This is a genomic window from Enterobacter sp. YSU, from assembly GCF_016082135.1.
GTDB lineage: Bacteria > Pseudomonadota > Gammaproteobacteria > Enterobacterales > Enterobacteriaceae > Enterobacter > Enterobacter hormaechei_C.
In genome coordinates this window covers 597,692-609,629 of the sequence record NZ_CP059487.1, presented here as the reverse complement: position 1 = coordinate 609,629, position 11,938 = coordinate 597,692, and the positions used below count along the sequence as shown (strand labels likewise).

At 57.3% G+C, this 11,938-nt stretch carries 7 protein-coding genes; 5 read left to right on the top strand and 2 right to left on the bottom strand.

What is annotated here, in order from left to right; translation table 11 throughout:
• Positions 1-191: 191 nt before the first annotated feature.
• Entirely contained in the window at positions 192-3,323 is a 3,132-nt protein-coding gene (sbcC, locus tag H2Z33_RS02880; protein WP_063866883.1) for an exonuclease subunit SbcC, read from the bottom strand.
• Positions 3,320-4,525, bottom strand: coding sequence for an exonuclease subunit SbcD (gene sbcD / locus H2Z33_RS02875; protein ID WP_017694432.1), 1,206 nt, complete (start codon positions 4,523-4,525; stop codon positions 3,320-3,322). The genes sbcC and sbcD overlap by 4 nt, the downstream gene beginning before the upstream one ends.
• A 187-nt stretch (positions 4,526-4,712) precedes the next feature.
• Between sbcD and phoB the strand changes: the two genes are divergently transcribed.
• The 5 genes from phoB to malZ all read left to right on the top strand — a co-directional run bounded on the left by phoB (position 4,713) and on the right by malZ (position 11,884).
• Positions 4,713-5,402 carry a phosphate response regulator transcription factor PhoB gene (gene phoB, locus H2Z33_RS02870; protein WP_003859122.1) on the top strand — a complete coding sequence of 230 codons (690 nt, stop codon included), beginning with the start codon at positions 4,713-4,715 and terminating at the stop codon, positions 5,400-5,402.
• A 21-nt stretch (positions 5,403-5,423) separates the two neighbouring features.
• Positions 5,424-6,719 (top strand): phosphate regulon sensor histidine kinase PhoR, encoded by a 1,296-nt coding sequence (gene phoR / locus H2Z33_RS02865; RefSeq protein WP_032647398.1) that lies wholly within the window; start codon positions 5,424-5,426, stop codon positions 6,717-6,719.
• A gap of 409 nt (positions 6,720-7,128) precedes the next feature.
• On the top strand, positions 7,129-8,448 hold the full coding sequence (gene brnQ, locus H2Z33_RS02860) for a branched-chain amino acid transporter carrier protein BrnQ (RefSeq protein ID WP_003859118.1): 1,320 nt from the start codon (positions 7,129-7,131) through the stop codon (positions 8,446-8,448).
• A gap of 81 nt (positions 8,449-8,529) precedes the next feature.
• Positions 8,530-9,903 (top strand): proline-specific permease ProY, encoded by a 1,374-nt coding sequence (gene proY / locus H2Z33_RS02855; RefSeq protein ID WP_017383160.1) that lies wholly within the window; start codon positions 8,530-8,532, stop codon positions 9,901-9,903.
• A 163-nt stretch (positions 9,904-10,066) separates the two neighbouring features.
• A complete protein-coding gene (gene malZ / locus H2Z33_RS02850; protein ID WP_063134735.1) occupies positions 10,067-11,884 on the top strand; it encodes a maltodextrin glucosidase in 1,818 nt (605 codons plus the stop codon).
• Positions 11,885-11,938: the final 54 nt, after the last annotated feature.

The window sequence follows — 11,938 nt, the reverse complement described above, 5'->3', positions numbered from 1 at the left end:
GGTTATGTCGTGACAGAGTAGCAAGGAACATAACGTGAACGGAATGACCACCAGAGCCGTATGTTCCCCCTCACCCCAGCCCTCTCCCTCAAGGGAGAGGGGGCCGTCTGTGCAGGCATTATTTTGTGGGGAACTCTCAGCCCACAGGGAGAGGGCCAGGGTGAGGGCACCAGAGCGCATCATCCCCCCATTTACTGCACCGCAAACTCCCTGTCCAGCCTGCTATATCCCAGCCCGTTGATCTTCTTCACTTTGATCTGCACCGGAATGCGCTCTTTCATTGCCTCTACGTGACTGATCACGCCGATAGTTTTCCCGGTGGCGTTCAGCGCGTCGAGCGCGTCCAGCGCGGTGTCCAGCGTTTCGCTGTCGAGCGTGCCGAATCCTTCATCCAGAAACAGCGAGTCAATGCGCGTTTTGTGACTGACCAGATCGGAAAGCGCTAAAGCCAGCGCCAGACTGACCAGGAAACTCTCCCCGCCGGAAAGGGTACGGGTATCGCGTACCGCATCGGCCTGCCAGGTATCGACCACTTCCAGCTCCAGCGCGTCGCTGGCTTTACGCTGAAGCAGATAGCGGCCATGCAGACGGTTGAGCTGCTGGTTGGCAAGCCACACCAGATTATCCAGCGTCAGCCCCTGGGCGAATTTACGGAATTTATCGCCGGTGCTGGAGCCTATCAGCGCGTTGAGATAGCCCCAGTCGTCGGCCTGACGCGCCGCCTCCTCAATCTGCTGCATAAGCGCCTGCTGGTGCAGACGGTTATCGGCGTCCTGTTTGAGCTGCTGGCGGATCTCCCCCTGATGCGTGGTGTTGTCCCGAAGCTGTTGCGCCAGCTGGTGTAACTGCGCCTGAAGCGTTGCGGCATCGGTTTCCAGCCCCTCGGGGCGCTGTGCCTGATGCGCCTGAAGCTGCATGCTTGCCTGCACCGAAAGCGCCGTGGCCTGCTGGAGCTGGTTTTCCAGCGTCTGCTTTTGTTGTTCAAGCTGGCGGATCGACGTTTCATCCAGCAGGGCGGAGAGAAATGCTTCCCGATCGGCAAAGCAGCTCGCGGTCAGCGCGGCGTTGAACTGAGCCTGTGATTGCTGGAGCCGTTCACGCTCAAGCGTCTCCTGTTGCTGTAGGGTGGTGAGCTGACTTTGCAGCGACACGCATTCGTCGTGGATGCCGCGCCAGTTCTCAGGGATAACCGCGTCGGCTTCTGCATCATTGGTAACCGGCAGCGTCTCCAGAATGGGCATCAGGGCGTTAATACCTTCCTGAATCGTACCGTGCTGGGCCTGTTTTTCCTGCCACAGGGTATATTCGCTTTCGCGCGTGCTCAGCCAGGCGCTTTCAGCCCCTTCATCGGGCACGCTAAGCGACAGCGATTGTAACGAGGCCGCCAGCGCCTGACGCGTCGCCGTCAGCTGCTGCTGGTACTGGCGCGCCTGACCTTCCTGTTCATTGAGCTGGTTTTGCAGCGTCAGACGCTGGCTGAGCTGATACAGCTGGCGTTCATACTGTTCCTGTTCGCTCATCCAGGGGGCAATATCAGCCTGAATATTCAGCGCTATGTTCAGGGAGGCGCAGACCTCCAGCCACTCTTTAGTGAGTGCTTGCTCTTCCTCAGAGAGAGCCTGTGCTTCCTCAGTCTCGCGCTGGATCTGCTGGGTCAGCGCATTCACCTGCCCGAGCACCAGCAATCCTTCCTCTTTTAGCGCAGCAACCTCTTTCTCCAGCGCGTCGCGGCGGCGCTGATTGTCAGTCAGTTCAAGCGCCTGATACTGCACAACTGCCGGATGTTCGCGTGAACCGCAGAGCGGGCAAGGCTTACCCGCTTCGAGCTGTGCACGATAGTTCTCAAGATCCTTGATTGTCGCCTCACGCTCACAGAGCGCTTTCAGGTCAGCATAGTGCTGATTTTTCTCTTTGAACTGCTGACGCCGCAGGATCAGCGTTTCATTGAGCTTAGCCTGCTCAGCCTGCGCTTTCTGCACGCTTTCCGCATTCTGGCGCAGCCGTTTTTGCAGCGGCTGAAAGCGAGCGTGAAGCGCTGTCAGACGCTGGCGGAGCGCCCGCGATTGTGCCTGTTGCTCCATTGCCGTCGCGAGATCCTCAGCCGTCAGCGTCAACCTACTTTCAGGCATCTCAGCCAGCTTCTGACGAAGCTCAGCCATGCGCGCTGACTGGGCAACAAGCTGATTTTTATCGCGACCCAGTTGCGTAAAATGCGCCCGCCAGCCGGCAATTTCCTGCCCCCACTGACGGAAACGATCGTGTTCGGTCAGCCACTGCGTCAGTACCGTATGCTCTGCCTGCAACTGTTCACGGTTGCGCAGCGCACCGTTGCGAATACGCGAGCGCTGCGCCGCTCTGTCGAGTAAGCGAGTATTTACTTCAACAATTCGCTCTGTTGTCTGCGCCAGGCGGGTGGTCTGCTCCTGCTGATACTCCCATAGCTGACGTAGCTGGGCGGCGGGCTGCGCCAGCTTGAGCTTCGCCAGTTGGGGCGCGGCGTCCGTCAGAGCCTGTTGCGCGTGCTGCTGCGAAGCAGCTGCACGCTGCTGCTCACGTATCAGTTCGTCGTTACGCGTAAGCCACTGAAAATCTTTCTGTTGGCTTTGCTGCTGTGCCAGCAGGACTTTTTCTTCGTCAGTAAGTGCCTGCAAACTTTGCTGCAAGTGCTGCTGCTGTTCCTCGCTCAGCAGCACAACCCCTGCGGCCTGCGCTTCGCACATCTCCAGCGCGTTACGTGCCGCTTTGTGTTTTTCAAAAACCATGGCGGAAATCTGGCCGTAAATTTCCGTGCCGGTCAGTTCCTCCAGCAGCTCTGCGCGATCGCTCGGTTTAGCATTCAGGAAGGCGGCAAACTGCCCCTGAGAGAGCAACATCGAACGGGTAAAGCGACCATAGTCCAGCCCGGTAAGCGTGGCGGTTTGTTCCAGCTTATCCGTGACTTTGTCGGCCAGAATTTTGCCGTCTTCGCAGCGGGCCAGCTCAACGCGCGGTGCCTGTAAGTTCCCGTCCGGCTGGTTGCGGGCGCGGTTCTGGCTCCAGAAAGCGCGATAAGCAACGCCTTTGACCTCAAATTCTACTTCCGCCAGGCATTCGGCGGTATCGCGCGTCATCAGGTCGTTTTGCGCCTGAGAGACCTTATTAAGACGCGGCGTTTCGTGGTAAAGCGCCAGGCAGATGGCATCCAGCAGCGTGGTTTTACCCGCGCCGGTTGCGCCGGTGATGGCAAACAGCCCGTTGCTGGCGAACGGCTCCGCGGTGAAATCAATTTTCCACTCACCCTTTAGCGAATTTAGATTTTTCAGACGCAGGCTCAGAATTTTCATGCGTTTTCGTCCTCGTCATGGAGGGAATGCAGGGTCTGGGCAAACAGCTCGTTAAGCCTGGTGCGTCTGGCCTCGTCCACCTCTTCATGCGCAAGCCGCCGCGCGAACACCTCTTCAACCCGAAGTTCGCTAAGCGTTTCACGCTGGGCGTTGAGCAGTATTTTCTCGCGCTGCTCGCGGCTGCGGCGTACCAGCAGCACCTCCACGGGAAGGTCTTCCGTCAGCGTCTGTATTTTACGCTGCATATCGTACAGGTAGTCGTCGGTGGTGATTTCGATATCGAGCCAGACGGGGGGATTAAGCGCTGCGCCGCGCCACTGCTCAAGCTGAGCGGTAATGGCGGCCAGATCGCCTTTCAGCACCGCCAGCGGCTGGGTGACCGGCACCTCAAGCGTCTCAACGGCGCTGAGTTTGCCTCCGGTGAAGCTCACCAGATGCACGGATTTGGCTTTGCCCGTTTCGTCAAAACTGAGCGAAATGGGCGAGCCGCAGTAGCGGATATGCTCGCAGCCGCCGATGATCTGCGCCCGGTGAATATGCCCGAGGGCAATGTAGTCGGCGGGGGGGAAGTTTTGCGCCGGAAACGCGTCCAGCGTACCGATATAGATCTCGCGCACCGCATCACTCTTACTGGCTCCGACGGTGGTGAGGTGTCCGGTGGCAATGATCGGAATGGCCTGATCGCCGCGCAGGGCGCAGGCTTCCGTATGTTGCTGGTGATAATAGCGGGTGATGGCCTGCAACAGATGTTGCTGTTTTTCGCTGCCGGACAGACCTGCCTGGCTTTGCACGATATCGCGCGGGCGTAAAAACGGAATTGGGCACAGCACTGCGCCCGGCGTGCCGTCGCGTTTTTTCAGGATCTGCGGCGCGTGTCCGGCGCTGGCCACCACGGTGGTATTGAGGAACGCCAGAATATCGCGGGATTCATTCAGCGTCGCCACCGAGTCATGGTTTCCGGCGACAATCACAAGGTGACAACCGGTTTGCTGGAGGTTGACCACAAAACGGTTGTACAGCTCACGCGCATAGCTCGGCGGCGATCCGGTATCAAAAATGTCGCCCGCCACAATAATCGCGTCCACCTCGTGAGCCTGAGCCGTCTCCAGCAGCCAGTTCAGGAACGCTTCATGTTCCGCGGCGCGGCTTTTGCTGTAAAAATTTTGACCCAGGTGCCAGTCTGAGGTGTGAAGTATGCGCATAAAAGATCCGTGGCAATAATAAGAAAGCAGGATTATAAACGTTCGGGGAACGGAAAATAACCGCTGTAATAAAACAACAGTTTGCTATTTATAGTGGTAATGTTTTTCATAAATCTGTCATAAATCTGACGCATAATGACGCCGCATTACAGACTTGTAACTTAAATACGATAAGACAGGGCAAAGTATGGCGAGACGTATTCTGGTCGTAGAAGATGAAGCTCCGATCCGTGAAATGGTGTGCTTCGTGCTTGAACAAAATGGCTTCCAGCCGGTTGAAGCGGAAGATTATGACAGCGCGGTGAACCAGCTGAATGAACCCTGGCCCGATCTGATCCTGCTGGACTGGATGCTGCCTGGCGGTTCCGGATTGCAGTTTATCAAGCATATCAAACGCGAGGCGATGACCCGCGATATCCCGGTGGTAATGCTGACGGCGCGCGGTGAGGAAGAGGATCGCGTGCGCGGTCTGGAAACCGGCGCGGACGATTACATCACTAAACCGTTCTCCCCGAAAGAGCTGGTGGCGCGTATCAAAGCCGTGATGCGCCGTATTTCACCGATGGCGGTGGAAGAGGTGATTGAGATGCAGGGGCTGAGCCTGGATCCTACCTCACACCGGGTCATGACCGGTGAAAATCCCCTCGATATGGGACCGACCGAATTTAAACTCCTGCACTTCTTTATGACCCACCCGGAGCGCGTTTACAGCCGCGAACAGTTGCTGAATAACGTCTGGGGAACTAACGTCTATGTCGAAGACCGAACGGTTGACGTCCATATTCGCCGCCTGCGTAAAGCGCTGGAACTGAGCGGCCACGATCGCATGGTACAGACGGTCCGCGGCACGGGTTATCGTTTCTCGACCCGTTTCTGAACAATGACAGGAGTGTGACGCGTGCTGGAACGTCTGTCATGGAAAAGGCTCGTCTTTGAACTGATCTTATGTTGTATTCCGGCCCTCATTCTGGGGGCTATCTTTGGCTATCTGCCGTGGTTTTTACTGGTGGCCGTGACGGGATTGCTCGTCTGGCATTTCTGGAATTTACTGCGTCTCTCCTGGTGGCTGTGGGTCGACAGAAGTATGACACCCCCGCCGGGAAGCGGGAGCTGGGAACCGCTACTCTACGGCCTGCACCAGATGCAGATGCGTAACAAAAAGCGCCGTCGTGAGCTGGGAAGCCTGATCAAACGCTTTCGTAGCGGTGCGGAGTCGCTGCCGGACGCGGTGATCCTGACGACAGAAGAAGGGACAATCTTCTGGTGTAATGGCCTCGCGCAACAGCTGCTGGGCCTGCGCTGGCCGGATGATAATGGTCAGAACATCCTGAACCTTCTGCGTTATCCCGAGTTCACGCTGTATCTGAAAAAGCGGGATTTTTCGCGCCCGCACAATCTGAAGCTCAATAACGGTCGCCATCTGGAAATCCGCGTGATGCCCTACAGCGATCGGCAGTGGCTGATGGTAGCGCGGGACGTTACCCAGATGCACCAGCTTGAGGGCGCGAGACGTAACTTCTTTGCCAACGTCAGCCACGAGCTGCGTACGCCGTTGACGGTGCTTCAGGGCTACCTGGAGATGATGCAGGAGCAAACGCTTGAGGGGGCGCCGCGTGAGAAAGCACTGCATACCATGCGGGAGCAGACGTTCCGCATGGAAGGGCTGGTCAAACAGCTGCTGACGCTTTCAAAGATTGAGGCTGCCCCGTCGCTGGCGCTAAACGACATCATTGATGTGCCGATGATGTTGCGGGTGGTGGAGCGCGAAGCCCAAACGCTGAGTCATAATCAGCACACCCTGAGTTTTGACGTTGATAACACGCTGAAAGTGCTCGGCAGTGAAGATGAGCTGCGAAGCGCTATCTCAAACCTGGTCTATAACGCCGTGAATCATACCCCGAAAGGGACGCATATCGCGGTGAGCTGGCAGCATACCCCGGCGGGCGCTGAGTTTAGCGTCGAGGACAACGGGCCGGGGATCGGGCCCGAGCACCTCCCGCGTCTCACCGAACGATTCTACCGGGTGGATAAGGCGCGCTCGCGGCAGACCGGCGGGAGCGGACTGGGACTGGCAATTGTGAAGCATGCCGTCAGCCACCACGAAAGCCGGCTCAATATCGAAAGCACCCTGGGTAAGGGCACGCGCTTTAGCTTCGTGATTCCGGAACGATTAATTGCCAAAAAAAGCGCCTGACGGCAGATGTGTCAGGCTACCTTTCCACGGGCCAGCGATTGCTGGCCCGTTTGCTTTGCAGTCAAGCGAAACGCGGATGAATATTATACGGCTGGTGCTTTTTTGTTCGCATGATTAGCCATGAGTTTTTCTTATACATGGCATATTATTTTGGTCTGAATTTTCATGCTGGCATATTGTTCTGGTTTTACGATCCCTTCTTGCCTTTAAACGTTATAAGCGTTTAAATTGCCCCCCATATACTGTCAGACCGACTGTATTTGCGTGGTAAATCGAAAAACTATTCTTCGCCACGCCAGGACGGGAGCATATCCCGCTGAAATTGAGCAAATTTTCCGCTGTATCGTCCCGTGAGGGATGGCGGAAATCTCAACGTATTCAACACCACATCCACAGGCAGTAAGGTTTTATGACCCATCACTTGAAATCGCGTGACATTATCGCGCTGGGCTTTATGACATTTGCGCTGTTCGTTGGCGCAGGTAACATCATTTTTCCTCCAATGGTTGGCTTACAGGCGGGTGAACACGTCTGGACGGCTGCGTTTGGCTTCCTGCTTACTGCCGTGGGCCTGCCGGTACTGACCGTTATCGCGCTGGCGAAAGTCGGTGGCGGTGTGGACAGCCTCAGCACCCCGATTGGCAAAGTGGCTGGCGTTCTGCTGGCAACCGTCTGCTATCTGGCCGTTGGCCCGCTGTTCGCGACCCCGCGTACGGCGACCGTCTCCTTTGAAGTGGGTATCGCCCCGCTGACCGGTGACGGCGCGATGCCGCTGTTTATTTACAGCCTCATTTACTTCGCCATCGTGATTCTGGTTTCTCTCTATCCCGGCAAACTGCTGGATACCGTGGGTAACTTCCTGGCTCCGCTGAAAATTGTGGCGCTGATCGTGCTGGCGGTTGCGGCCATCGTCTGGCCTGCGGGGCCCATCAGCTCCGCGATGGACGCTTATCAGAACGCGGCGTTCTCAAACGGTTTCGTGAACGGCTATCTGACAATGGATACGCTCGGTGCGATGGTGTTTGGTATCGTTATCGTTAACGCCGCGCGTTCCCGCGGGGTGACCGAAGCGCGCCTGCTGACTCGCTACACCATCTGGGCTGGCCTGATGGCCGGTGTCGGCCTGACGCTGCTGTATCTGGCGCTGTTCCGTCTGGGCTCAGATAGCGCAACGCTGGTCGATCAGAGCGCAAACGGCGCGGCGATCCTGCATGCTTACGTGCAGCATACCTTTGGTGGTGCAGGCAGCATGCTGCTGGCGGCGCTGATTTTCCTGGCCTGTCTGGTGACGGCGGTGGGTCTGACCTGCGCCTGCGCGGAGTTCTTCGCCCAGTATCTGCCGCTCTCTTACCGCACGCTGGTGTTTATCCTCGGCATCTTCTCCATGGCGGTGTCAAACCTCGGTCTGAGCCACCTGATTCAGGTGTCAATTCCGGTGCTGACGGCGATCTATCCGCCATGTATCGTGCTGGTGGTGCTGAGCTTCACCCGCCCGTGGTGGCATAACTCGACGCGAATTATTGCGCCGGCCATGTTTATCAGCCTGATTTTTGGTATCCTTGACGGGATCAAAGCATCAGCATTTGCAGAAATCCTGCCAGCCTGGACACAGCGTCTGCCGCTGTCCGAGCAGGGCCTGGCCTGGCTGATGCCTTCCGTTGTAGCGCTGGTTCTGGCGATTATCTGGGACCGTGCGGCAGGGCGTCAGGTGACATCCAACGCCCATTAATCAACGGCAACAAATTGTTTAACCACGGGGCTTAAGGCCCCGTGGTTTTTTGTTTTTTTCGTGTTGAATGGCAAGATTTTAATGGAAAGCACTAACAAACTTAAACGTGGATTGAGCACCCGCCACATCCGCTTTATGGCGCTGGGCTCGGCTATCGGCACCGGTCTTTTTTATGGCTCGGCAGATGCCATCAAAATGGCCGGTCCAAGCGTTCTGCTGGCCTACATCATCGGCGGCGTGGCGGCCTATATCATCATGCGTGCGCTGGGGGAGATGTCGGTTCACAACCCCTCTGCCAGTTCCTTCTCCCGCTACGCACAAGAAAACTTAGGCCCGCTGGCCGGGTTTATCACCGGCTGGACCTACTGCTTTGAAATCCTGATTGTCGCCATTGCCGATGTGACGGCGTTTGGCATCTATATGGGGGTCTGGTTCCCCGCCGTGCCGCACTGGATCTGGGTACTGAGCGTGGTGCTGATCATCTGCGCCGTCAACCTGATGAGCGTGAAGGTGTTTGGCGAGCTGGAGTTCTGGTTCTCCTTCTTCAAGGTCGCGACCATTATCATCATGATCCTCGCCGGTTTCGGCATCATCATCTGGGGTATCGGCAACGGTGGGCAGCCAACCGGCATCCATAACCTGTGGAGCAACGGCGGCTTCTTCAGCAACGGCTGGCTCGGGATGGTCATGTCGCTCCAGATGGTCATGTTCGCCTATGGCGGTATTGAGATTATCGGCATCACCGCCGGGGAAGCGAAAGATCCGGAGAAGTCCATTCCGCGTGCCATCAACTCGGTGCCGATGCGTATCCTGGTGTTCTACGTGGGCACGTTGTTTGTGATTATGTCCATCTACCCGTGGAACCAGGTGGGCACCAACGGCAGCCCGTTTGTCCTGACTTTCCAGCATATGGGCATTGCGTTTGCCGCCAGCATTCTCAACTTTGTGGTACTGACCGCCTCGCTGTCGGCCATCAACAGTGACGTGTTCGGCGTGGGTCGTATGCTGCACGGCATGGCGGAGCAGGGCAGTGCGCCGAAGGTGTTTGCCAAAACGTCGCGTCGCGGCACCCCGTGGGTAACGGTGCTGGTCATGACCGTGGCGCTGCTGTTCTCGGTTTACCTGAATTACATCATGCCGGAGAACGTCTTCCTGGTGATTGCGTCACTGGCGACCTTTGCGACGGTGTGGGTGTGGATCATGATCCTGCTGTCGCAGATTGCGTTCCGTCGCCGCCTGTCGCCAGAAGAGGCCAAAGCGCTGAAGTTTAAAGTGCCGGGCGGCGTGCCAACGACCATTGTCGGTCTCATCTTCCTGGTCTTCATCATTGGCCTGATTGGTTATCACCCGGATACCCGTATTTCCCTGTACGTGGGCTTCGCGTGGATCGTCCTGCTGCTGGTGGGCTGGATGTTTAAATGTCGCCGCGATCGTCAGCTGGCGGAAGCACAGTAAGGTAAAAATGCCGGGTGGCGCTGCGCTTACCCGGCCTACACTCCCTTTTGCCCTGGAAAAAATCTCCTCCTCCGTTCTCCTCCCCCAATAATCCCGAACACGATGAGCTATCTTTAATCACCCTGTGGCAAGGTGACGTCAATTTCATCAAAGGGGATTCGTGATGTTAAACGCCTGGCACCTTCCGGTTGCCCCATTTGTTAAGCAAAACAAAGACAACCTTGTGATTACGCTCTGGCTGGCAGGGGACAATCAGCCTGAACGTGTGACCCTGCGCGCCGAAGTGGATAACGAAGAAACGTCGCTGAAAATGCACAAAGTGCGCAGCCAGCCGCAGCCGGGCGTCACGGCGTGGCGGGCAAATATCGATTTGCGCAGCGGGCAGCCGCGTCGCCGCTACGGCTTCAAGCTGCTGTGGAACAACCGGCAGCTGTGGTTTACCCCGCAGGGCTTCAGCCGTTTTCCTCCGGCCCGGCTGGAGCAGTTTGCCGTGGATCACCCGGATAACGGCCCGCAGTGGGTTAACGATCAGGTCTTTTACCAGATTTTCCCGGACCGCTTTGCGCGCAGCGAAAAGCGCAACGCCGATCAGGACAAGGTTTATTACCATCATGCGGTCGGTCACGACATCATTCTGAAAAAATGGGACGAGCCGCTGACCGCCCAGGCGGGGGGATCGACCTTTTACGGCGGCGATCTCGACGGTATCAGCGAAAAACTGCCGTACCTGAAAACGCTCGGCGTGACGGCGCTGTACCTGAACCCGGTGTTTAAAGCGCCAAGCGTGCACAAATACGATACGCAGGATTATCGCCACGTTGACGAGCAGTTTGGCGGTGACGAGGCGCTGCTGCGGCTGCGGCACAACACGCAAAAAGAGGGTATGCGCCTGATCCTTGATGGCGTGTTCAATCACAGCGGTGATTCTCACGCGTGGTTTGACCGTCATAATCAGTCGATGAGCGGCGCATGCCATAATCCGGACTCACCGCAGCGTGACTGGTACAGTTTTGATGAGAATGGCCGCGCCCTGGACTGGCTGGGCTACCCGAGCCTGCCGAAGCTCGATTTCCAGTCGCCATCGCTGGTGAATGAGATCTACGGCGGCGACGACAGCATCGTGCGCCACTGGCTGAAAGCGCCGTGGAGCATGGACGGCTGGCGGCTGGACGTGGTGCATATGCTGGGTGAAGCAGGCGGGGCGCGGAATAACCTTCAGCATGTCGCCGCCATTACCCGGTCGGCAAAAGCGGCCCGGTCGGAAGCGTTCGTCTTCGGGGAGCACTTTGGCGACGCGCGTCAGTGGTTGCAGGCTGATGCAGAAGACGCGGCGATGAACTATCGCGGCTTCACCTTCCCGCTGTGGGGTTTCCTCGCTAACACCGATATCTCTTACGATCCGCAGCATATCGACGCCGAAACCTGCATGGCGTGGATGGAAAACTATCGCGCTGGCCTGTCGCATCAGCAGCAGCTGCGGATGTTTAACCAGCTCGACAGCCATGATACCGCGCGCTTTAAATCATTGCTGGGTAAAGATGTGGCGCGTCTGCCGCTGGCAGTGACCTGGCTCTTTACCTGGCCGGGCGTACCCTGCATCTACTATGGCGATGAAGTGGGGCTGGAGGGGAATAACGATCCGTTCTGCCGTAAAACCTTCCCGTGGGAGAGTGAAAAACAGGATCAGGATCTGCTCAGCCTGTACCAGCGTATGGCGACGCTGCGCAGGCAGAGTCAGGCCCTGCGCTACGGGGGCTGTCAGGTGATGTACGCCCACGATAACGTGGTGGTGTTTGTCCGCGTCTATAACCAGCAGCGTGTGCTGGTGGCGATCAACCGGGGCGAGGCGTGTGAAGTGGTGCTGGAAGATTCACCGCTGCTGGCCGGTAAAACGTGGAAGATCAAAGAGGGTAAAGCGACGTTCCAGGAGAGCGTGCTCACGCTGCCCGCGATTTCCGCTGCGGTCTGGTTCGGCAGCTAAGCGCAGGCAGAATGGTTTTCACCTTTTAAGATGGCGCAAATGCAACGATTTGTG